Annotated in this window: 19 protein-coding genes; 9 read left to right on the forward strand and 10 right to left on the reverse strand. The window is 69.5% G+C overall.

The features are described from left to right. Positions 1–15: 15 nt before the first annotated feature. Positions 16–1,317 carry an O-antigen ligase family protein gene (locus RCH12_RS02935; protein WP_103461175.1) on the reverse strand — a complete coding sequence of 434 codons (1,302 nt, stop codon included), beginning with the start codon at positions 1,315–1,317 and terminating at the stop codon, positions 16–18. Further along, positions 1,314–2,627, reverse strand: a complete 1,314-nt coding sequence (locus RCH12_RS02940; RefSeq protein ID WP_327015990.1) for an O-antigen ligase family protein — start codon at positions 2,625–2,627, stop codon at positions 1,314–1,316. The genes RCH12_RS02935 and RCH12_RS02940 overlap by 4 nt, the downstream gene beginning before the upstream one ends. Before the next feature lie 104 nt (positions 2,628–2,731). Between RCH12_RS02940 and RCH12_RS02945 the strand changes: the two genes are divergently transcribed. Continuing rightward, complete coding sequence (locus RCH12_RS02945; RefSeq protein WP_103430306.1) at positions 2,732–3,043, forward strand: rhodanese-like domain-containing protein; 312 nt, start codon at positions 2,732–2,734, stop codon at positions 3,041–3,043. Then, positions 3,040–3,339: a metal-sensitive transcriptional regulator gene (locus tag RCH12_RS02950; protein ID WP_103430305.1), complete on the forward strand. Its 300-nt coding sequence runs from the start codon at positions 3,040–3,042 to the stop codon at positions 3,337–3,339. Before RCH12_RS02945 ends, RCH12_RS02950 begins: the two co-directional genes overlap by 4 nt. 42 nt (positions 3,340–3,381) lie before the next feature. Here the strand turns inward: RCH12_RS02950 and RCH12_RS02955 are convergent, their stop codons facing one another. The 5 genes from RCH12_RS02955 to RCH12_RS02975 form a co-directional block, all read right to left on the reverse strand. Beyond that, complete coding sequence (locus RCH12_RS02955; RefSeq protein ID WP_327015991.1) at positions 3,382–5,151, reverse strand: HNH endonuclease signature motif containing protein; 1,770 nt, start codon at positions 5,149–5,151, stop codon at positions 3,382–3,384. Positions 5,152–5,340: 189 nt separating this feature from the next. After that, positions 5,341–5,763, reverse strand: coding sequence for an SRPBCC family protein (locus tag RCH12_RS02960; RefSeq protein ID WP_103461171.1), 423 nt, complete (start codon positions 5,761–5,763; stop codon positions 5,341–5,343). 29 nt (positions 5,764–5,792) lie between these two features. After that, a complete protein-coding gene (locus tag RCH12_RS02965) occupies positions 5,793–7,274 on the reverse strand; it encodes a phytoene desaturase family protein (protein ID WP_327015992.1) in 1,482 nt (493 codons plus the stop codon). Next, positions 7,275–8,060, reverse strand: a complete 786-nt coding sequence (locus tag RCH12_RS02970) for a polyprenol monophosphomannose synthase (RefSeq protein ID WP_103430302.1) — start codon at positions 8,058–8,060, stop codon at positions 7,275–7,277. It lies immediately after the preceding gene. Between the two features lie 78 nt (positions 8,061–8,138). After that, a complete protein-coding gene (locus RCH12_RS02975; protein WP_327015993.1) occupies positions 8,139–9,317 on the reverse strand; it encodes an acyl-CoA dehydrogenase family protein in 1,179 nt (392 codons plus the stop codon). A 127-nt stretch (positions 9,318–9,444) separates the two neighbouring features. Here RCH12_RS02975 and manA point away from each other — a divergent pair, with 127 nt between their 5' ends. Continuing rightward, positions 9,445–10,728, forward strand: coding sequence for a mannose-6-phosphate isomerase, class I (manA, locus tag RCH12_RS02980; RefSeq protein WP_327015994.1), 1,284 nt, complete (start codon positions 9,445–9,447; stop codon positions 10,726–10,728). Here the strand turns inward: manA and RCH12_RS02985 are convergent. Beyond that, a complete protein-coding gene (locus RCH12_RS02985) occupies positions 10,656–11,717 on the reverse strand; it encodes a GlxA family transcriptional regulator (RefSeq protein WP_327015995.1) in 1,062 nt (353 codons plus the stop codon). The two genes, manA and RCH12_RS02985, sit on opposite strands and share 73 nt — an antisense overlap. A gap of 89 nt (positions 11,718–11,806) precedes the next feature. Between RCH12_RS02985 and RCH12_RS02990 the strand changes: the two genes are divergently transcribed. The 6 genes from RCH12_RS02990 (at position 11,807) to RCH12_RS03015 (ending at position 19,191) form a co-directional block, all read left to right on the forward strand. Continuing rightward, on the forward strand, positions 11,807–11,950 hold the full coding sequence (locus tag RCH12_RS02990; RefSeq protein ID WP_165787882.1) for a hypothetical protein: 144 nt from the start codon (positions 11,807–11,809) through the stop codon (positions 11,948–11,950). A 51-nt stretch (positions 11,951–12,001) separates the two neighbouring features. Further along, the gene (gene galE, locus RCH12_RS02995; RefSeq protein WP_103461165.1) at positions 12,002–12,967 is read left to right on the forward strand and encodes a UDP-glucose 4-epimerase GalE; all 966 of its coding nucleotides are present in this window, start codon (positions 12,002–12,004) and stop codon (positions 12,965–12,967) included. 147 nt (positions 12,968–13,114) lie between these two features. Then, positions 13,115–13,450 (forward strand): WhiB family transcriptional regulator, encoded by a 336-nt coding sequence (locus RCH12_RS03000; RefSeq protein ID WP_103430297.1) that lies wholly within the window; start codon positions 13,115–13,117, stop codon positions 13,448–13,450. 95 nt (positions 13,451–13,545) lie between these two features. After that, complete coding sequence (locus RCH12_RS03005; RefSeq protein WP_327015996.1) at positions 13,546–16,623, forward strand: glycosyltransferase family 2 protein; 3,078 nt, start codon at positions 13,546–13,548, stop codon at positions 16,621–16,623. Continuing rightward, positions 16,613–18,067 carry a DUF5719 family protein gene (locus RCH12_RS03010; RefSeq protein ID WP_103430295.1) on the forward strand — a complete coding sequence of 485 codons (1,455 nt, stop codon included), beginning with the start codon at positions 16,613–16,615 and terminating at the stop codon, positions 18,065–18,067. Before RCH12_RS03005 ends, RCH12_RS03010 begins: the two co-directional genes overlap by 11 nt. 23 nt (positions 18,068–18,090) lie before the next feature. Next, positions 18,091–19,191, forward strand: coding sequence for an NAD-dependent epimerase/dehydratase family protein (locus RCH12_RS03015; RefSeq protein ID WP_327015997.1), 1,101 nt, complete (start codon positions 18,091–18,093; stop codon positions 19,189–19,191). A 28-nt stretch (positions 19,192–19,219) separates the two neighbouring features. On the opposite strand, the gene RCH12_RS03020 is transcribed toward RCH12_RS03015, so the two are convergent. Both RCH12_RS03020 and RCH12_RS03025 read right to left on the reverse strand, forming a co-directional pair. Next, entirely contained in the window at positions 19,220–20,371 is a 1,152-nt protein-coding gene (locus RCH12_RS03020) for a sensor histidine kinase (protein WP_103430293.1), read from the reverse strand. Continuing rightward, positions 20,368–21,114, reverse strand: a complete 747-nt coding sequence (locus RCH12_RS03025) for a response regulator transcription factor (RefSeq protein WP_327015998.1) — start codon at positions 21,112–21,114, stop codon at positions 20,368–20,370. The genes RCH12_RS03020 and RCH12_RS03025 overlap by 4 nt, the downstream gene beginning before the upstream one ends. Between the last annotated feature and the right edge of the window lie 52 nt (positions 21,115–21,166).

Below are 21,166 nucleotides of genomic sequence, written 5' to 3' on the forward strand. Positions count from 1 at the left end.
GGGGAGTCGGGCAGATCAGATCAGTTCGTTGCGCGGGCTGGGCGATAGCAGTCGGCGCCAGCTCTGGCCCTGCGCGGCCTTGACGGAGCAGATCAACAGCAGGAGCCAGCCGAACTCGACCAGCACGGTGCTCTCGGCCGCCGAGGTGACCAGAAGCACCACCAGGACCAGCGGCGACCAGACGTACACCACGGGCTTCTTGTTCGAGGCGAGCAGCCACGACCTGATGAAGGCCAGTGCCACCAGCACCACGAAGGAGAGGAACCCGACCAGGCCGACCTGGAAGTACACGTCGAGGAATGCGTTGAGGGCGGAGGAGTGCCGGCTACCGGTGACGAAGTCGAGCCAGCCGTACGGACTGACGTCCTGTGGCCAGATCCCGGTCCAGCCCCAACCCTCGAGTGGATGGACCTCCACCAGCCGCCACATCTCGCGCCACAGCGACGACCGGGTCTCGAATTCACTGCCGGCGTTGAGCAGGTCGATGATGCCGGTGCGGCCGACGAAGGCGAATAGGGCGGCGAGCACCGTGGCGCCGAGCAGGCTCAGCTGCAGCAGCCAGCGGTCCTCGGCTCGGGTGCGGCGCAGCCAGTACAGGGCCAGCGCGGCGATGCCGACGGCGCTCGCCACGACGACGAACACCGGTGAATGGGTCAGCAGCAGGCCGAGCAGGGCCAGCGCGATCGAGGCGGCGGCGCGGCCCGGTCGTACGGAGCGGGACCGCAACTCGATGATGAAGCTGATCGCGGCGATCAGGGAGACCAGGCCGAGCGCGTTACGCGACCCGAAAACTCCCTGAATGGGGCCGAGCATGGTGATGTTGCCCTGCACGCCGAGGAATGCGATCGGTAGGTCCAGGAGCAGGCCGGAAAGCACTTCGAGGGCCAGGGACAGCCCGAGGAGCAGCCTGAGCACATCGCCGGTGGCTCGAACGATCTGAATGGTGTCGCGCACCAAGGCGACGTAGATCGCCAGGAACGCGAAGGCCAACTGGTAGGCGACGCCGCTGACGGTCTGCAGCGCATACCCGCTCCACAGCACCGACAGTGCGCACCAGACCAGGAAGACCAGGATCGACAGGGGAAGCAGGCCGTGCCATTCGATGCTCTGCCGCCGGGCGATCATGGAGGCCGTCGCGAGCACGACCAGACACACCAGTGCGGCGAGCAGGCCCGGCCAGCCCATCAGGCTGCGCAGCAGGTGTGTGGAAAAGGCGAACCCGAGGATCAGGTGAGTGAGGGTGGCGCTGAACCGCGGCGATGCGAGCACAGCGGTGATGGCGTCGGGAACGTACGGGGGCCGTGCGGGGCCGGTCATCGCCGGCCCAGGCCGAGCAGCTCCGCGTCTGCGCCGGGACGCTTGGTCCGCACGGCCAGGATCACGAGAAGCACCCAGCCGGATTCGACGAGGATCCGGCTTTCGGCCAGGCTCTGCGCAAGCAGCGCCACCGTGAGCAGGAGGGGCAGGATCGAGGAGACGGCGTAGGTTTCAGTGTCGGCAATGCCCAGGCGTGGCCTGTCGACGGCCAGGAACCAGGACCGCCACAGGGTCGAGAGGGTGAGCGCGGCGAAGATGATCAGGCCGAGGATGCCCAGTTGCAGCCAGACATCCAGCCAGGCGTTGTGGGCCTGCAGGTATTGCACTCCCTTGCGCACCGCGAGGCCGTCGAAGGGTTCGACCCACGGTACCCAGTAGCTCACCCAGCCCCAGCCCACGAGGGGGCGTTCGCCGGCGAGATCGATGACCCGGCCCCAGATGTCGAAACGTCCGGTCAGGTCTTCGCTCTTGCCGAGCATCGAAAGCAGCGCCGGCGAGAACGCGACGAGCCCGACCACCACGGCGGCCAGGACGGCGGCGGCGCTCAGGTAGAGCGGGCGCCGGCCCAACGGTGGCAGCCGGCGGGCCCACAGTGTGAAGAGCAGGGCGATGGTGACGGCCAGGAGGGCGACGGACACTGTGGCCGAACGGGTCAGCCACAGCATGATCAGGGCCACGGTCACCCAGGCGATGCCGCGGCCGCGGGCCACGGTGCCGGCGAAAAGCTGCACGGCGAAGACGATCAGTGCCAGCAGGGCGATGAAGCCGAGCAGGTTGCGGCTGGCGACGATGCCCTCGATCGGGCCGCCTTCCAGTAGCAGTCCGCGCGACCAGTAGAACGCGGCCGGGATCTTGCCGGAGTATTCCACCCAGAACGGGAGCACCGCGTGGCCGATGAACACGGCGACGACGACCTCGAAGAGGATCGAGAGGCCGAGGATCCACCGCAGGGCGACCGCGAGTGTGCGCAGGAGCTCGGCCCAGGTGAGGCACAGCGCAAGGAACAGGGCGGTGATCGTCGTGATCCACTGCAGGGTGATACCGATCGCGCTCGCCCCCGGATACGCCGACCAGGCGAGGGACACCGTGGCGACGAGCATGAACGCGGCCAGGGACTTCGGGAACCCGCGCCAGGTCCACTCGGGCTTCAGGGAGACGAGGAGACCGATGCTGCCGACCAGAATGAACACGGCGATGGCGCCGAAGCCCCACCAGCCGAGCAGGTTTCGCCAGAACTGGCCGGCCAACACGCTGAAGAACACCAGGGTCGCGAACAGGCGAACTGTGAGGCGGCTCTGAACGGCGGGCATGTGTCTAGGGTACTGGGGCGACCTCCTCTCAACCTGCCCCCATCTTCTGATACCCTCAGGGGTATACCGTCGTGCCCGCTTTCCGTTCCCGAAGGGACCCCCACATGACCGACATCTCGGTTACCGAACTCGCCGCCCTTTCCGATCCCGTCGTGGTCGATGTGCGCGAACCTTACGAATTCGAGGCCGGTCACGCGGCCGGTGCCATCCCCATTCCGCTGGGTGAACTGAGCGAACGGCTGGACGAGGTACCGCGGGACAGCCCCGTCTACGTCATCTGCGCGGCCGGAGGCCGAAGCCAGCAGGGCGCGGCATTCCTCGAACGCAACGGAGTCGAGGCCGTCAACGTGACCGGCGGCATGAACGCCTGGCAGCAGGCCGGCCTGCCCACGGCCCTGGACGGGATCAGGTCATGACCGAGTCGGCTCCAGTGGCCACGGTCGTGACCGACGACCAGCGTGCCGTGAACCAGAAGAAGGTGCTCAACCGGCTGCGTCGCGCGCAGGGGCAGCTGAGTGCGGTCATCACTGCCGTCGAGGCCGGTGGCAGCTGCAAGGATGTCGTCACACAGCTGGCCGCGGTGTCGAGCGCTCTCGACCGGGCCGGCTTCACGATCGTCTCCTCGGCGATGCGGGATTGCATCGCGGACCCCGATAACGCCGAATCCCTCACAGTGGACGAGCTGGAGAAGCTCTTCCTCGCCCTGGCTTGACCTGACCTGACCCGGCGCCCACGAGTCGAGGTGCGCCCGCGGCTACTCGTTTTGTCGTCGGGTTTTGGGGTCGTGGGCGCGGTGTTGGGGTGGTTTTCGCCAGGTTCCGGTGGGGTCGATCCAGTGGGGGGCTTTGACTTCGGGCATGCCCAGGACCATTCGGATTTTCCAGCCGCCGGCGTTGTCGATGCCGTGGTGGTGGCGCCAGCACAGCAGCACCCCGTTCGAGACGTTGGTCGGGCCGCCGTGCTGCCACGGTGTCACATGGTGCACCTCGGTCCATTGCGGTGGGCAGGTGCAGCCGGGGATGATGCAACCACCATCTCGGGCGGTGATCGCCCTGCGTTGCAGCGGCGTGAAGCAGCGAACTGTGTCGCCCAGGGCGAGGACGGCGCCGGTGCCGCCGAAGAAGACCGGCCGGAAGCCGCCGTTGTCGATCATCTGGTTGATCGTTTTCATCGAGACAGGACCCTCGACGCCGTCGATCCAACCGACCCCGACCCCGGTGACGAGGTCATGGGCACTCACGTGCACCATCACCGTCGGTGGCATCCCGCCCATGGTCGGGGTGCGGGGGTCGTGGGCGACCTGGACCAGGATGCCGCGGAGGATGTCGGCGCGTTTCTGGCCGCCGTCGCGTTCGTCGAGGATCTCGCCGGGAACCAGTTCGCCGGCCTCGATGCGCTGCTGTTCGTCCGCGGACGGGAACGCGGGGGCGCTTCGCGCGGACAGGAACGTGTTGAATAGGGTCTGCATGATGCCCTTGAGCTCCGGCGTCACCCCACCGCGCAACGGATGCAGGCCTTGGCTGAGTTTGCCGAACGAGAAAGTGGACTTCGCCTCGAAAACCGCATCGTTCGGCGCGGCGCCGTCGGGATTCAACACCGCCTGCCAGGTCAGTGCCATCTCACGGATCCGGTCGGCCGGGAAAGTGAACCCGGCCGAGTCGCCCAGACGAGCGATCGGTCCCGTGCAGCCGGGGCCGGGGGTGCGGCCGAATACCGACCCGGTCGCGGATTCGACCAGCTCGGCCTCACCTCCGTCCACCAGCGACTGGTCGGCGTCGAAGCGGCCGTGCACTTTGTAGTCGGCCAGGCCCTTCACGATGTTCTCGGCCGCGTCGATGCCGATCTCGCCGGCGGTCAGCGCTGCGGCCACGAATGGGAACTCGGGCTCCAGGACCGTGCCGCCCCACATCCGCGGGGCGACCTTCTCACCCAGGGCCACGCGTCGTTTCATCTCCGGCACCGAGGTGCCGGTCAGCCCGATCAGCAGATCATTCTGGTGCGACGCCCCCAACCGCCAGGCCAGCGACTCCGCGCCCAGCCCAGTGCGGGACCGGTAACCGACCACGGTCGCCGTGGCCACCCGGGCGGCATCCACCGGCCGGCCGGTCCGCTCGACCATCTGCGTCAACGCCACCACCTCCGGGTCACTCAACGCGTTCACGTCAATGGAGTCCATCACCGCCATCACCGTGCGCGCCGCATCATCCAGGGCCTGGAGCTTCTGACCGAACGCACCGGTATGCGCGCGCTGCACCCCCGGCAGCTCGGCCGGATCCCGCCACTCGGGCCGCGGCTTCGACCGAACCCGATCGGCCCGGCCGGCTCGGCTCGAGCCCGTGGCGGGGCCGACCGCAGGGGCGGCCGCAGTGTGGGCCTGCGTGTCGGAGGTGCCGCTCAGACTGTCGACATCCGCGACCGAGAGGGGATCTGGACCGGACAGGCCGGTGTTCCAGTCGTGCAAGTTCGGACCGGTGGGAGAGGATCCCGTCGGTGCGGTGGAGCCACTATCCAGCTCGTCGTCCATACTCCCATTCTCTCACGAATCGTAACTTTATGCGAGGAAATGTCAACAAAATGTAGACGGGAATCGAATACATTTCTGCAGTGAAAAAGGTTGACTCACGGGGTCTCGGCGGGCTCGACCGACGAGACGGGCGCGTTCCGAGAACTGCTGACGGACTCGGCTTCGGCGACGCGCCCGACGGCGGCGGGGCTAGTTGAACCCGGCGCCGCCCTCGGCGAGGAAGGCGAGCCGGCGCAACGTCTCTTCGTTTCGGATCTTGATGGCCGGTTCACGCAGGAAGGAGGGGGCGAACCGGGCGGGACCGGCGGTGGCGTCCTCTGTAATGCGTACGACGCATCCGTCGCCGCGAGCCTTCACATCCAACGCCACGTGGGCCTCACCGAGCGGCCAGCCGCGGGCCTTGAACAGCGCGTGCCTGGGTGGATCCCACTCCAGAACCGACGTGGTGTCGTCGATCAGGGCGGGCCAGACGCCGACAGAGTGGTAGATGACGCTTCCTGCGATCGGCCACGCCGGGTCGACGTCCCGCATCCGGGAGGCCCCGACGACCCAGCTCGGGTATAACCAGCCGTCCGCCAGCACGGCGAAGACGCTTTCGGGCGGGCAGTTCATGGTGCGATGGTTAACGGCCACGGTGTCACCTATTCCTGGTTGGTCGGGGAGAGATCGGGGGCGGTACGTACTCCGAGGTCGTGACGAAGAGCGCTGAGGGCGGCGTGCCAGCCGGCCAGGCCGTGCACGCCGGGGCCCGGCGGTGTGGACGACGAGCAGAGGTAGACGCCGTCCAGGGGAGTGCGCCAGGGGTCCGGGGAGAGAACCGGTCGGCGCACGAGTTGGGTCATGCTCACCTCGCCGGCGGAGATGTCGCCGCCGATGTAATTGGGATTGTGCGCTTCCACGCTGGATGCGCTGCGAGCGGCGCTGGCCAGGATGGTGTCGCGGAAGCCTGGAGCAAAACGCTCGATCTGGCGCACGATCGCCTCGGTCTGGTCGATGGTGGAGCCGCGCGGAACATGGGTGTACGCCCAGAGGGTGTGCTGACCGGCCGGGGCGCGGCTGGGGTCGAGGCCACTGGGCTGGGACACGAGAACGTAGGGTTCCTCGGCGTGCCGGCCGCGCGCGACGGTGTTCTCGGCTCGCCGGATCTGCGCCCGGGTGCCGCCCACGTGCACGGTGCCCGCCGCCCGCAAACCGGCGGCCTGCCACGGCACCGGGTCGGACAGTGCGAAGTCGACCTTGGCGACGCCGTTGCCGTATTTGAAGGCGCGCAGCCGCCGAGCGTATGCGGCGGGCAGTTCGCCCTCGGCGAGGCGAAGCAGCGCCCGGGGCGTCAGGTCGAGCATGACCACGCGGGCCGGCGGCAGGTCGCTCAGCCGCCGCACCTCGGTCGACGTGACGATCTCGCCGCCGTGGGCGAGTAGGTCGTCGACCATCGCGGTCACGATCGCGCCACTGCCGCCGACGGGGATCGGCCAGCCGCCCGCGTGCGCGTAGGTGGCGAGGGTGAGGCCTGCGCCGGCGGTGGCGATGCTCGGCAGCGCCCTGATCGTGTGCGCGCTGACGCCGGTGAGCAGGGCCGGCGCCGTCTCGCCCGCGAAGCGCAGATCCCAGAGCGGGCTGCCCTGCTCGAGAGCCCGCAGACCGAAGCGCAGCGCGGTGGCCGGATGCCTCGGCAGCCGCAGGAGCTGCGCACCGGTGAACTCCGCCACCCGCTCGGAGTGTGCCACCAGGGGAGCGAACAACCGGTTCCAGGCCGCGCCGTCCCGGCCCAGCTCGGCGGCGGTGCGTTCCAGGCTGCGATAGGCCAGCCCGGCGGTGCCGCCCGGCAACGGATGCCCGTAGGAGACCTCGGGGACGACCAGTTCGATCCGGTCCGCGAGCCCGAACCGCTTGAAGAACTCGGAGGCCAGCGCGAGCGGGTGCACGGCGGAACAGACATCGTGGTGGAAACCCGGCAGGGTCAGCTCCGCGGTCGCGGCGCCGCCGCCGACGGTCGCGGACCTCTCGTAGACCCGCACCGAGAGGCCGGCCCTGGCCAGCGTGACCGCGGCAGCGAGCCCGTTGGGGCCGGATCCGACCACAATCGCGTCCACCTCAGGCGCTCCCCGCCGCACGGTCACCATCTAACGGACCGTGGCCTGCGCCCGGCCGGAGCGGATCTTCGTGAAGCGACGCTGGAATCCCCACTGGGTGACCCGCAGCATGGCCTCGATCACGATGGCCTGGCTCATCTTCGACTCGCCGGCCTCCCGCTCGCGGAACTCGATCGGGAGCTCCACGACCGAACGGCCCTGATCGAGCACCCGCAGGGTCATATCGACCTGGAAACAGTAGCCCTTCGACGAAACGGCCGCGAGATCCATCGCCGCGATCGTCGCCGACGAGTAGACCCTGAAGCCGGCGGTGACGTCCTTGAGCGAGAGACCGAGCACCAGGCGCGCGTAGGTGTTCCCGCCCCGGCTGAGCAGCTGCCGGTGCCGCGGCCAGTTGACCACGCTGCCACCGGGCACCCACCGGGAGCCGACGGCGAGGTCGGGGGCGCCGGGTTCGTCGGAGGCGACCCGGCCGATCATGTCGGGCAGGCGCTCCGGCGGATGTGACCCATCGGCATCCATCTCGATCAAGAACTCGTAGCCTCGCGCCAGTCCCCACATGAAGCCCAGCACGTAGGCGGAGCCCAGGCCGAGCTTGCCGGTGCGGTGTTCGACCTTGATGCGGTCGTCAGCCTCGGCCATCCGGTCCGCCAGGGCACCGGTGCCGTCCGGGCTGCCGTCGTCGACGATCAGCACGTGTGCGGCGGGCGTAGCCGTCAGCAGGCGCGAAACGATCTTTTCCAGGTTCTCGAACTCGTTGTAGGTCGGGATGATCACCAGACTTCCGGCGCCGCGGGCCGCTTCTGAGGTTCGCATGCCGGAGAGCTTAGTTCGCCAGTATGTCTTTCTCGTCCGAAGTCCCGGTCAGGGCCGGCCGCACCCCGCCCGGACCGGTCAGACGAAGGCGGCCAGACCGGTGATGCTGCGGCCGACGATGAGGGTGTTCATCTCCTGGGTGCCTTCGTAGGAGTAGATCGCCTCGGCGTCGGCGAAGAACCTGGCGATGTCGTAGTCCAGCACGATGCCGTTGCCGCCGAACAGTTCCCGGCACCACGAGACGGTCTCCCGCATCCGCGACGTCGTGTACGACTTCGCCAGGGCAGAGTGCTGGTCGCGCTGGGTGCCGTCGTCGAGCATCTGGGAGACCCGCACCACCATGCCCAGGCTGGCCGTGATGTTGCCCAGGCTCTTCACGAGCAGGTCCTGCACCAGCTGGTGGCCGCCGATCGGCTTGCCGAACTGCACCCGTTCCACGGCGTACGCCGCCGCGGCCTCGTAGGCGCCGATCGCCAGTCCCACGGCCGCCCAAGACACCTCGGCGCGGGTGAAGCGCAGCACCTTGGCGGTGTCGCGGAACGAGTTCGCGTTCTGCAGCCTGTTGTGCTCTGGCACCAGAACGTTCTCCAGCGTGATGTCGGCGTTCTGCACCGAACGCAGGCTGATCTTGCCCTCGATCTTGGTTGCCGTGTACCCGGCGGTGTCCGTGGGCACGATGAAACCCTTGACGGCGCCGTCCGCTGTGTCCTTGGCCCACACGATGGTGATGTCGGAGAAGGTGGCATTGCCGATCCAACGCTTCTGCCCGTTGAGCACCCAGGTGTCACCGTCCAGGGTCGCGGTCGTCCGCAGCCCCTGCGCCGAGTCGGAGCCGCTCAACGGTTCGGTGAGGGCGAAGGCGCCGACGACGTCACCCGTGGCCAGGCGCGGCAGCCAGAAGGCCCGCTGCGCAGCCGACCCGCAGGCGGCGATCGATCCGGCGACGAGACCGTTCTGCACGCCGACGAAGGTGGCGACGGATGCGTCCACCCGCGCCAACTCGAGCGCCACGAAGCCGCGGAACACCGCAGAGTTCGGGAACGGCCGGGTTTCCTCCCAGCCGAACGAGTACGCGCCGAGAGCGCCGAGCGGCTTGATGATCTCGGACGGGAACTCGGCCCGCTCCCAGCATCCGTTCACGACGGGTCGCACATCCGCCTCGAGATACGAGCGGATGCGCGCGAGCGCGGCCTTCTCGTGATCCTCGAGGAGGTTCTCGTACCCGAAGAAATCACTGCTGAGCGGTTCGAAAGTCATCTGGCTCCCTTGCACTAGATGCCGGCCGCGCGAGCGCGTTGACCGGGACGTTCAGCCTAGAACTCTGCGCCGGGCGAAGGAAAGCGGTTGGTAGTTTGGTCTAAACCTCGAGGTTCAGGAGCCAAGCATGTTTGTGGGCATCAGCAACACACCGCGCGATTACGCCTGGGGCTCGCCGACAGCGATCGCCGACCTGCTGGGCCGGCCCGCATCCGGCGGCCCCGAAGCCGAGCTCTGGCTCGGCGCCCACCCCGGTTGCCCATCGGTGATCGCCGACCCCACCCTCACCGGGGGAGCGGCCAACCTCGCCGAATGGATCGACCGGGACCCGGCAGCCGCGCTCGGTGCCGCGCACGCCGGACAGGCGCGCCTGCCGTTCCTGATGAAGATCCTCGCCGCCCACGGCCCGCTCTCGCTGCAGGCGCACCCGTCGCCTGCCCGCGCCGCGGCCGGCTTCGCCCTCGAGAATGCGGCCGGTATCCCGATCGACGCGGCCGACCGCAATTACCGGGACCCCTTCCACAAGCCGGAAATCATCTTCGCGCTCAGCGACACCTTCCAGGCCCTGTGCGGCTTCCGCGACCCGCGCCAGATCCGCTCGATCCTCGCCGAATTGCGCGCGTTGGACGCCACTATGGACGATCCCCAGCCCGCGGCCCTGCTCGGCCTGGAAAACCGTCTGATCGGCGACGACGCGATCCACGACGTCGTGGACTGGCTGCTGCGCGACGGTCGCGGCGGCGACACCGGCGAGGTGTCCTGGCTGGTCGAGCGGGTCGTGGCTCTCGCCGAGCAGGCCGCATTCCTGATCGACGGCGGCGCGAGGGTGAGCTTCGCCGCCGAGTTCGACACCGTGCGCTCGCTCTCGGCCGCGTACCCGGGCGACCCCGGCATCGTCATCTCCCTGCTCACCAACCTGGTGTCGCTGAAACGCGGCGAGGTGCTCTTCCTGCCCGCCGGCAACATCCACGCCTACCTGTCCGGCCTCGGCGTCGAGGTGATGGCCGCGTCGGACAACGTGCTGCGCGGCGGCCTCAGCCCCAAGCACATCGACGTCGACGAGCTCCTCGACGTTCTCGACTTCGCACCGCTGCCGGTGCCCTACCTGGCGCCGGAGCCGCAGGCCGACGGCGTCGCCGTGTACAGGCCCGACGTACCCGACTTCGAGTTGGCGCACATCGAGGTTTCGGCGGATGCGTCCGCCACAGCATCCGGCCCGGCCGGCGTGCCGATGCGGCAGCTGACGCTCACCGGACCCGGCATCGCGATCTGCACGGCCGGCCGGTTCCTGGTCGCCGGTGCGGGCTCGTCGGTCTCGCTGGCCAGGGGAGAGTCGGTCTACATCACGCCGGACGAGGGAACGCTCACCTTCGCGGGTTCCGGCGAAGTCTTCCTGGCCACCACGCCGTAGTCCGTCCCGCCCGGAACCGTGCCGGCGTAGTCCGGCGCGGTCCGGCGCCGGCCGAAGGTGCGGCGGTACGCCGTCGGTGTGGTCTGCAGGCTGCGCACGAAGTGGTGCCGCATCACACTCGCGGCCCCGAATCCGGTCTGCGCCGCGATGAGGTCGAGGGTCTCGTCGGTCTCCTCGAGCAGTTGCTGGGCCAGGATCAGGCGCTGCCGGTTCAGCCAGGCCGTCGGCGTGGTGCCCAGCTCGGCCCGGAACCGGCGCGCGAAGGTACGCGGCGACATCAGCGCGCGCCTGGCGAGCTGGTCGACGGTGAGGTCCTGGTCGAGGCTCTGCAGCATCCAGTCGGTGATCGTGGCGAAGGAATCGCTGCGCTGTTCGGGAATCGGCGCCTGGATGAACTGGGACTGGCCGCCGTCACGCTGCGGCGGCACCACCATGCGCCGGGCGATCACGTTCGCAGCTGCGGCGCCGAGTTCCCGGCGCACCACGTGCAGGGCCGCATCAATGCCGGCGGCGGTCCCGGCGCCGGTGACCACGTGGTCGTCCTCGACGAAGAGCACATCGGGGTCGACGGTGGTGTTCGGGTAGGCCAGGGCGAGGGCCTCGGCGTACATCCAATGGGTGGTGCTGCGTCGCCCGTCCAGGATTCCGGCGGCGCCGAGGATGAACGCGCCACTGCACACGCTGAGCACCCAGGCGCCCCGCCGCTCAGCCTCACGGACGACGCGGAGCACGTCGGGGTGGATCTCGCTGCCGGCCTCGTAGGCGGGGATCGCGATGAGGTCGGCGTCCGCCGCAGCAGCGAGGTCGTCGCGCACGACGATGTCGAAGCCGATCTTGGTGCGCAGGGCGCCCGGCACCGCCGTGACGACGTGGAAATCGAAGGCCGGGCCGCCGTGTTCCGACCTGTCGATACCGAACACCTCGCAGATCACCCCGAACTCGAAGGGGGCCATGCCGGGGATGGCGACGCAGACGATCTTCTTCAGCATGGGGTCCTCGGAGACGATGGCAGGAATGTGCGGGTAAACGGCAACTCTGCCACTCGTGGCAGAAAGTCGCAAGACCTACCGTTAGTGCCATGATCCTGTTTCTGAGTGTACTGCTGGCCCTGTCCATCTGGGCCGTGGCGGCGAGCATCGTCACCATGCGCTCCGACGGCTACGGTGAGGCCGAACTGGCACGCCGTAACCGGCATCCCGAACCGTTCCCGCGCGGGCGATAGTGTGGTCTGCAGCGGCAGCACACGGTTGCCCGGAGAGCGCAGGGGCACCACATGGCTTGGCTTGTAACCGGAGGGGCCGGCTATATCGGCTCCCACGTCGTCCGCGCGTTCCTCGCCGAGGGCATCGAGGTCGTCGTCCTGGACGACCTGTCCAGCGGGCACGCTGACTTTGTGCCGGCCGGAGTCCCCTTCATCAAGGGCACCCTGCTCGACACCGAGCTGCTGGCGAAGACCTTTGCCGAGCACCCGATCAGCGGCGTCGTGCACGTCGCCGGATTCAAGTACGCCGGTGTCTCGGTATCCCGCCCGCTGCACACCTACGAGCAGAACGTGACGGCGACCGCCCTGCTGCTCGCGGCCATGCAGGAGGCCGGCGTCGGCCGCATCGTGTTCTCCTCGAGCGCCGCGGTCTACGGCACCCCGTTCACCGACCTCGTCACCGAAGAGACCGCGAAGAGCCCCGAGTCGCCGTACGGTGAGTCCAAGCTGATCGGCGAGTGGCTCCTGCGCGACCAGGCCGTCGCCGCGGGACTGGCGCACACCTCGCTGCGGTATTTCAATGTGGTCGGCTCCGGCAGCGCTGACCTGCGCGACACGAGCCCGCACAACCTCTTCCCGATGGTCTTCGAGGCCCTGATCGACGGTCGCACCCCGCGCATCAACGGCAACGATTACCAGACCGCGGACGGCACCTGCGTGCGCGACTACATCCACGTTGCCGACCTCGCGATCTCGCACGTCGCCGCCGCCCGGCGGCTGGACGCCGGTCTGACGATCGCCCCGGTCTACAACCTCGGCAGTGGCGAGGGCGTTTCGGTGGGCGAGATCATGAGCACGGTCGCGGCCGTGACCGGGATCCCGTTCAGCCCGGAGATCGGCCCGCGTCGTTCGGGAGACCCCGACCGCATCGTCGCGTCGGGCGAGATGGCCGCGCGCGACCTGGACTGGAAGATGCGACACACCCTCGAAGACATGGTGCGCAGCGCCTGGGAATCCCGGCAGGCATCCACCGTCTGATCAACGACACGATTCGGGCATAGTGGGCGAGTCTGAACTCTCCAGCCCGCATTGAGGGTTTACGATCCGCGACTTGACGGATGTGAACTACACCGGTGTAATTAGTTCTAGCGCGAAAACGTGCGTGAGCTGATGGGTGGAGGCGATATGACGTTGTCTGAATATCGTTCTGGGGTACCTGAAGACTGGTTCGTCGATCCCGTGCGCCTCGGCGTGCCCGGCGTTCGCAAGGATCCGACGATTGCGGAGGGCGCGGACGACAATCCGCTCGCCTGGCAGTCGGACTCCCTGTGCGCCCAGACCGACCCGGAGGCCTTCTTCCCGGAAAAGGGCGGCTCCACCAGGGACGCCAAGAAGATCTGTGCGTCCTGCGAGGTCCGCCCCCAGTGCCTGCAGTACGCCCTCGCCAACGACGAACGCTTCGGAATCTGGGGCGGACTGTCCGAACGTGAGCGACGCAAACTTCGAAAGCGGGCGGGCTGAGCCCGATCCGCGGAGCGAGGCCGGACGGCCGGATTCAGGGCGCGCCTGACCGGTTCAGCGATCTTCACCGATAACCGACCTAGGCTGTTCCCGATATGCAAGCCAGAGTCACCGCCATCATCGTCGCCCGTAACGGCGCCTCGCACCTCGAGCGAACTCTCGAGGCCCTCCGCCGCCAGACCCGGCAGCCCGACACGGTCATAGCGGTTGACTGCGGTTCCAGCGACACCACCTCGGAACTGTTGGCTGCGTTCGGGCCCACCCATCTCATCTCGGCGGATTCCGCCCTGTCGTTCGGTGCCGCCATCAGCGCCGCCACCCGGGTGATGAGTCCTCCGGCCGGCGACCACGAGCTGCTCTGGCTCCTCGCCCAGGACAGCGCTCCGGAGCCCGGCGCCCTCGAGAGCCTCATCGGTGCACTGGAGGTCGCGCCGTCAGTGGCGGTGGCCGGACCCAAGGTCATGGAATGGGTCGCCGACGACTACATCCACGATTTCGGCGAGTCGATGACCCCGTACGGCGCCACCGTGACGCTGGTCGAGAGTGAACTCGACCAGGAGCAGCACGACGGCATGAGTGATGTCCTGGCCGTCAGCGCCGGCGGCATGCTCGTACGCCACAGCGTCTGGGACAAGCTCGGCGGCTTCGACCCCGCGCTTCCCATCGTCGACGATTCCCTCGACTTCTGCGTGCGCGTGCGCCTCGCGGGCCACCGCGTCTCCGTGGTCGCCGCGGCCAGGGTCAGCTCGGCCGGGGACGGCGTTGCCGGCCCCGACGGTTCCTCCCGCGGTCGGGCCAGTCGTCGCCGGGCGCGCGCCGAACGGTCCGCTCAGCTGCACCGCCGGCTGGTCTACGCCCCGGCCTGGGCGCTGCCGGTGCACTGGATTTCCCTGATCCCGCTCGCCTTCCTCCGCGCCATCGGAAACCTTCTGCGCAAGGAACCGGGGTCGATCCTCGGTGAATTCTCCGCCGCCTTCGCCGCCGCCTTCCAGGGCGGCAGGGTGCTCACCGCTCGGCGGCGGCTCGCCGCCACTCGCACCCTCGCCTGGTCGTCGATCTCCTCCCTGCGCGTGTCGGCCGCTGAAGTGCGCCGTCGGCATGCCCTCACCAGGGAAGCGGCCCTCACCGGACTCCGCGGCGACCGCCCGGAAATCCGGTTCTTCGCCGGCGGCGGGGCCTGGACCCTGCTCGCCGCCGCCCTGGTCGGCGTCGCCATCCTGGCGCCGCTGATCGGAGCCCAATCACTCACCGGCGGTGGCCTGCTCCCGCTCTCCGCTACCGTCGGCGACCTCTGGGCCAACGTCGGCTACGGCTGGCGGGACATCGGCCTGGGCTTCACGGGGGCGGCTGACCCGTTCGCGGTGGTGCTCGCCATCCTCGGCACCCTCACCTTCTGGTCACCGTCCTTCGCGATGGTCCTGCTGTATCTGTTGGCCCTCCCGCTGGCCGCGATCGGCGCCTGGATGGCCGCGACCCGATTGACTCACCGTGGTTCGATCCGCGCCGTGGCCGCCGTGCTGTGGGCGCTCTCGCCCACCTTCCTCACCGCTCTCGCGGCCGGCCGGCCCGCCGCCATCATCGTGCACCTGCTGCTGCCCTGGCTGTTCTTCGCCGGTTTCGCCGCCGCGCGGTCCTGGTCGGCATCCGGATCGGCGGCCCTGCTGTTCGCCGCGATCGTCGCCTGCGCGCCGTCCCTCGCTCCGGCGCTGCTGGTGGGCTGGCTGATCTGCGTGCTCGTCAGCGGCCGCAGCGTGATGCGATTCGTCGGGATCCCGCTGCCGGCGCTCGCTCTGGCCATCCCCCTGCTGTGGGACCAGGCGCTGCGCGGCAACTGGTTGGCGTTGCTGGCCGATCCCGGAGTTCCGGTGCCCACGGCCCCCGTGCCCACCTGGCAGTTCATCCTCGGCTTCCCGGCCGGCGATTTCGGTGGCTGGACCCAGCTGCTGCCGATCTGGGGCGGCGATGCTGCCGTGGCCGGTTACCTGGTTCCCCTCCTGTTGATCCCCATGGCCGTCCTGGCCCTGATGGCGTTGCTCCTGCCCGGCGCCCGCGGCGCAGCGCTCGCGCTGGTCACCGCCCTGCTCGGGCTGGGCACGGCCATTCTCGCCGGTTCCCTGTCGGTGGCGGAGCTCGGCTCCCAGGCGGTAGGCATCTGGCCCGGCGCCGGACTCAGCCTGTACTGGCTCGGTCTGGTCGGAGCGGTGGTCTTCGCCGCCCGCGGCCTGCACCGCATGGCCATCGCACCGCTCGTGGTCACTGCCCTGGCCGTGGCCGTGGTGTCCCTGCCGCTGGCCGGGGCCATCCCGCTCGGCACCTCGGCCGTCGAGGAGGGTATCGGTCGCACGCAGCCCGCTTTCGTCACCGCCGAGGCCGCCGTCGAGCCCAGGGTCGGCACCCTGCAGATCGTGCCGCAGCCCGATGGCGGCATCCTCGCCACCATCGTCCGGGGCTCCGGCGTGCGCCTGGACGCCCAGTCCACCCTGAACAGCACGGCAAGCACGCTCACCGAGGAACAGACCGAGCTGGCCACCCTGGCGGGCAACCTCGCCTCACAGAGCGGACTGGATGCCTCGGCCGACCTGGCGAAGTTCGGCATTCGTTTTGTCCTGCTGCTGCCGGCGGCCGCCGAGCCCGCCGAGTGGGGTGGCGACGTCGGCATCACGCAGGCGGCCAGTGACACGAGCACCCGCACCACGACCTCCCTTGATGGCAACGCCGCCCTGGCGCCCGTCGGTGATACCGCTTTCGGCCGGCTGTGGCGTTCTGACGTGCCGACCGACGCCGCTGTCAACGGGCAGGTCCCCGCTGATGCCGGTGGAATCTTCGGGCTGGTGACCGGCCTGATCGCCGTGTTCGTGATCGGCGCGACGGTGCTCCTGTCGGTGCCGACCGGGGCCGGCAGAGAGGCCGTACGGCAGGCGCACCGCGAAGCGATCCGACGCGCATCCCGCCTGAGCAAACCGGCCAAGCCCACCCGGGTAGCGCGTCCGTCGCGGCCCGCGCGGCCCCGGCGCATGAAACGTCCGGCAGGCCGGCGCGCCAAGGGTGTCCTCCCCAGCATCGAGGACTCGGCCTCGCCGACTCCGGCGGAAGCTCCGGCCGAGCCGGCCGAGGCCACTGACCGACCGTCGGCGGACACCAGCAGCCCGAAGGATTCAGACCATGGCAACTAAGCGCAGAGTCGCCGTCCTCGGCGCCAGGTATGCCGCGGGCCTGATCGGCATCGGAGTCGTCGTCGTCGCCGTCGGCGGTGCCGCGATCGTGCCCTGGCCCTCGCTCGTGAGCGACCCGCCGTCGACCCTGGTGACGCCGGTCGCGAGCGACCAGCTGCGGGTCTGCCCCGGCCCCCTCCTCACGCTCGCCGAAGACTCCACCCAGGCGGATGCCGCGACCTCCGTCGGCCCGTACACGGCCGTGTATGCGGCGCGCGGCACCGGCTCCGGCGCCGACGAGGTCCCCGTAGAGCGCACCGACCTCACCGCGACCGACAACTCGCAGGCACCACGCGACGGCGCCCCGAGCGTGCTGACCGTGCCGGTGGAGGCCGGCGCCACCGACGCCCCACTTGTCGCCGGTTCCCAATCACAGACCGCGACGGGCGAGTCCGTCGGCGGGCTGGCCGCGGCCGCCTGCACCGAAGCGTCCAGCGACTCCTGGCTGGTGAGCGGGTCGACCGACGTGGGCCGCACCAGCCTCGTGCTGCTGAGCAATCCCACCACCGTCGTGGCGTCCGTCGACCTCGCCGTCTACGGCGAAGCCGGCCCGGTGGATGCCCCCGGCTCCACGGGCATCCTCGTGCAGCCCGGTAGCCAGCGGATCGTGTCCCTGGCCGGGCTCGCGCCCAACCTGCGGTCCCCGGTCGTGCACGTCACCGCCACCGGTGGGCAGGTCGCCGCGACCCTGCAGCAGAGCCTGGTCAGGGGCATCCAGCCCGGCGGGGTCGATCTCAGCGGGCCGACGACCACACCGTCCACGACCCAGACCATCCCTGGCGTCGCCGTCACCGCCCTGGGCGCAGAAGCCTCTGCCGATGTCGGTGCCGTGTCCGACGACACCCCGTCGGTGCGCGTGCTGGTTCCCGGCGACACTGACGCGACCGTCAGTGTCGGTGTGCAAAGCGAGGACGGCGCGTCGACAGGGACCTCCCTCGAGGTTGAAATCCAGGCCGGCATCGCCACCGAGATCCCGTTGAGCGGAGTCGTCGCCGGCAACTACACGGTCAAGCTGAACGCCGACCAGCCGCTGGTTGCCGCGGCCGTCACCACGACGGCCGGAAGCGCCGCCGCCGACTTCGCCTGGTCCGCCGCAGCCGCGCCCCAGGACGGCGACTTCCTGGTCAGTGTCGCCGACGGTCCGTCGCCGGCCCTGCACCTGGCCAACACCTCAGGTGCGGACACCGACCTGACCATCACCTCTGAAACCGGGTCGATCATCGACGTGAGCGTGGCCGCCGGCCAATCCGTCGTGGTGGCGCTGGCCGGATCCCAAAGCCACCTGGTTGCCGGCGGAACGGGTATCGCGGCGTCGGTCCGGTATACCGGTGACGGCCAGTCCGCGTCGTTCACCCTCAGCCCGATCGGGCCGCTAGCCGCCGCCATCCCGGTTTACTCGCACTGACCCCGTCCTCCAAGGAGCCCGCCGTGACCCAGACCAGCAACGCACCGGGCGCTAGGCGCCCGAGCGGCCGCCACCTCCTCGTCACCGGCGGCGCCGGCTTCATCGGCGGGGCCATCGTCGATGAAGCCCTCACCCGTGGCTGGCGGGTGCGGGTGCTCGACTCCCTCCGCCGCGACGTGCACGGCGGACTGCCCGCGGTCGATCCCCGCGTGGAGTTCGTGGTCGGTGATGTCACAGACGCTGCGGTCGTCGCGCACGCGTTGCGCGGCATCGACGTGGTCTGCCATCAGGCCGCCAAGGTGGGTCTCGGCGTCGACTTCTCCGATGCGCCCGACTACGTGCACAGCAACGAACTCGGTACCGCGGTGCTGCTGGCGGGGATGGCCGCGGCGGGGATCGACAGGCTGGTCCTGGCCTCCTCGATGGTCGTCTACGGCGAGGGCAGCTACCGCAGTGCCAACGGGGTGGCCCGGCCGGGCCCGCGCCGTGCCGTGGACCTCGACGCCGGCCTCTTCGATCCGACCGACGCCGCCACCGGGGAACCGCTGGAACCCGCGCTGGTGGCTGAAGACGACCCCCTGGACCCCCGCAACGTCTACGCGAGCAGCAAGCTCGGCCAGGAGTACCTCGCAACGGCCTGGAGCCGCAGCACCACCGGCCGCGCAGCAGCGCTGCGCTACCACAACGTCTACGGCCCGGGGATGCCGCAGAACACGCCGTACGCCGGGGTCGCGTCCCTGTTCAGGTCCGCCCTGCAACGCGGCGAGGCCCCCACGGTTTTCGAGGACGGCCGCCAACGCCGCGACTTCGTGCACGTGCGCGACATCGCGTCGGCGAACCTCGCCGCGATCGAGTGGACCGGCACCGCCCCGGCCGGCACCTTCCGCCCCTTCAACGTCGGCAGTGGCACCGTGCACACCATCGGTGACATGGCCGCGGCCCTGAGCACGGCCGCCGACGGGCCGGCCCCCGTCATCACCGGTGAATACCGTCTCGGCGACGTTCGGCACATCACGGCGTCCTCAGAGCGGATGCGAACCGAACTCGGCTGGATGCCGTCGGTGAGCTTCGACGAGGGGATGCGCGAATTCGCCACGGCCCCGCTGCGGGCGGCCGTGGTCTGACTCCTCCGGCCGGGCCCCGCGCCCGGGATCACACCCCAGCGGTCTCCGGGTGCGGGGGAAGCAGCACGTCGAACCGGCATCCGCCCGGCGTGTTCTGCACGGTGACCTCGCCATGGTGCGCCGCCACGATACCGTCCACGATGGCCAGGCCGAGTCCGGCGCGGCCCTGGCTCGCCGACTCGGCCTCAGGAGTGCGCGGTTCGGTGCCCCGCCAACCGGGCTCGAACACCCGCTCGAGGTCCGCAGGGTCGATGCCGCCGGCCGAATCCTGCACCGAGATGACGGCGCGCCCGTCGGCGTGTTCGGTGACCGAGACCACGATGGTGCCGCCGGGCGCCGATTGTTGGACCGCGTTCATGACCAGGTTGCCGACGGCCCTGGCCAGCTCGCGCGGGTCGGCCAGGATCGTCAGACCCATGGCGCCCTCGAAGCGCAGGTCGAGCGATTTTGCCCTCGCGACGGGACCGAGGTCGGCCACGGTGTCGCTGATCAGGTCGTAGAGGGCGACCCGGGCCAGGTTCAGCCGGAGGGTGCCCGACGTGATCCTGGACAGCTCGAAGAGGTCGTCGACCATGCCGTTCAACCGGTCCACCTGCCCGCGGATCTGAACGTAGTAGCGGATGGGATCCTCGACCATGTCATCCTCCAGGGCCTCCGCCATCGCCCGGATGCCGGCCAACGGCGTGCGCAGGTCGTGGGAGATCCACGCGACCAGCTCCCGACGGGCCGACTCGATCTTGCCCTCACGGTCCCGGGATTCCCGCAACCGTTCCCCGGTCGCGGTCAACTGCTCGGCCAGAGCCGCGAATTCGGTATTGCTGTGCCGCTCCGCGGACGTGACGGGCTCGCCCCGGCCCAGGCTCGCCGCCGCAAGAGTGAGGTGCCGGCTGTCCCGCGCAATCCACCGTCCCAACAGGGCCGCCATCAGCAACGAGACGCTCCCCGCCACCCCGGCGACGAAGTAGAACACCGTCAGGTCGTGATCTGACACGTACATCAGCGACGCGGCCGCGGCCATCCCGCTGACCACCGACACGATCGTGGCCAGGGCCACCACCACGAGTTGCAGCACGAGCGAGTATCTGGCGAGCAGGCGCAGGCTGATCAGGCCGAGGGTGCCCACGATGAGAGCGCAGGCCAGTGCGATGACGAGCACACTCACCAGCCCGGGAACCGTCATCGGAGGACCCCCTGGTCCAGATCGCCGGCCCGGCCGGCGGCCAGGGGTTCGGGGTCGAACCTGTAGCCGACCCCCCACACCGTTTTCAACAGCTGGGGACGGGTCGGATCGGCCTCGATCTTCTCCCGCAACCGGCGCACGTGTACCGTCACGGTGGACAGATCGCCGAAGTCCCAGCCCCAGACCGACTTGAGCAGCTCCTCCCGGCTCAGCGCCCGGTGCGGACGACCGATCAGATGCGCGAGCAGATCGAATTCCCTGGCCGTGAGCACCAGTGCGGCACCGTGCATCCGCACCTCGTGCGCCGCCAGGTCCAGCGTGAACGGTCCTGCCTCGACGGTCCCGCCGCGGGCCGGTTCGGCCACAGTGCGGCGCAACACGGACTGCACGCGCAACACCAGTTCGCGGGGTGAGAACGGCTTGGCGAGGTAGTCGTCGGCGCCGGCCTCCAGCCCGTCGATCCGGTCCTCTTCCTGGTTGAGCGCGGTCAGCATGATCACGGGAATCGCCCACGTGGTCTTGATGCGGCGGCAGACCTCGATGCCGTCCAGCAGGGGCAGCATCCGGTCCAGCACCACGAGGTCGGGGCGCTGGGCCTCGGCCTGGCGGAGGCCGAGGCGCCCGTCCGGTGCCCGATCCGCACGGAATCCTGCCGCCACCAGGTAGCGGCAGACGATTTCGGAGACCGTCGGGTCGTCATCGATGACCAGGATGCGGCGTTGAGTGTCGGGGGGCCCGGTCATCGGCGAGGGGTTCACCCTTGAAGGATAGGCGCTCCGGCTCCGCGGCGGCTCT

The sequence above is a fragment of the Cryobacterium sp. MP_3.1 genome (genome assembly GCF_035984795.1).
In the GTDB taxonomy this organism is placed as follows: domain Bacteria; phylum Actinomycetota; class Actinomycetes; order Actinomycetales; family Microbacteriaceae; genus Cryobacterium; species Cryobacterium zongtaii.

Excerpts from the sequence above, each read along its gene's own strand:
- RCH12_RS02955 (WP_327015991.1), bottom strand. The coding sequence starts at position 5,151 with ATGGACGACGAGCTGGATAGTGGCTCCACCGCACCGACGGGATCCTCT.
- manA (WP_327015994.1), top strand. The coding sequence starts at position 9,445 with ATGTTTGTGGGCATCAGCAACACACCGCGCGATTACGCCTGGGGCTCG.
- RCH12_RS03020 (WP_103430293.1), bottom strand. The coding sequence starts at position 20,371 with ATGACGGTTCCCGGGCTGGTGAGTGTGCTCGTCATCGCACTGGCCTGC.
- RCH12_RS03025 (WP_327015998.1), bottom strand. The coding sequence starts at position 21,114 with ATGACCGGGCCCCCCGACACTCAACGCCGCATCCTGGTCATCGATGAC.
- RCH12_RS03005 (WP_327015996.1), top strand. The coding sequence starts at position 13,546 with ATGCAAGCCAGAGTCACCGCCATCATCGTCGCCCGTAACGGCGCCTCG.
- RCH12_RS02970 (WP_103430302.1), bottom strand. The coding sequence starts at position 8,060 with ATGCGAACCTCAGAAGCGGCCCGCGGCGCCGGAAGTCTGGTGATCATC.
- RCH12_RS02940 (WP_327015990.1), bottom strand. The coding sequence starts at position 2,627 with ATGCCCGCCGTTCAGAGCCGCCTCACAGTTCGCCTGTTCGCGACCCTG.
- RCH12_RS02960 (WP_103461171.1), bottom strand. The coding sequence starts at position 5,763 with ATGAACTGCCCGCCCGAAAGCGTCTTCGCCGTGCTGGCGGACGGCTGG.
- RCH12_RS03000 (WP_103430297.1), top strand. The coding sequence starts at position 13,115 with ATGACGTTGTCTGAATATCGTTCTGGGGTACCTGAAGACTGGTTCGTC.
- RCH12_RS02935 (WP_103461175.1), bottom strand. The coding sequence starts at position 1,317 with ATGACCGGCCCCGCACGGCCCCCGTACGTTCCCGACGCCATCACCGCT.
- RCH12_RS02985 (WP_327015995.1), bottom strand. The coding sequence starts at position 11,717 with ATGCTGAAGAAGATCGTCTGCGTCGCCATCCCCGGCATGGCCCCCTTC.
- RCH12_RS02965 (WP_327015992.1), bottom strand. The coding sequence starts at position 7,274 with ATGGTGACCGTGCGGCGGGGAGCGCCTGAGGTGGACGCGATTGTGGTC.
- RCH12_RS03010 (WP_103430295.1), top strand. The coding sequence starts at position 16,613 with ATGGCAACTAAGCGCAGAGTCGCCGTCCTCGGCGCCAGGTATGCCGCG.
- RCH12_RS02950 (WP_103430305.1), top strand. The coding sequence starts at position 3,040 with ATGACCGAGTCGGCTCCAGTGGCCACGGTCGTGACCGACGACCAGCGT.
- RCH12_RS02945 (WP_103430306.1), top strand. The coding sequence starts at position 2,732 with ATGACCGACATCTCGGTTACCGAACTCGCCGCCCTTTCCGATCCCGTC.
- RCH12_RS02990 (WP_165787882.1), top strand. The coding sequence starts at position 11,807 with ATGATCCTGTTTCTGAGTGTACTGCTGGCCCTGTCCATCTGGGCCGTG.
- RCH12_RS02975 (WP_327015993.1), bottom strand. The coding sequence starts at position 9,317 with ATGACTTTCGAACCGCTCAGCAGTGATTTCTTCGGGTACGAGAACCTC.
- galE (WP_103461165.1), top strand. The coding sequence starts at position 12,002 with ATGGCTTGGCTTGTAACCGGAGGGGCCGGCTATATCGGCTCCCACGTC.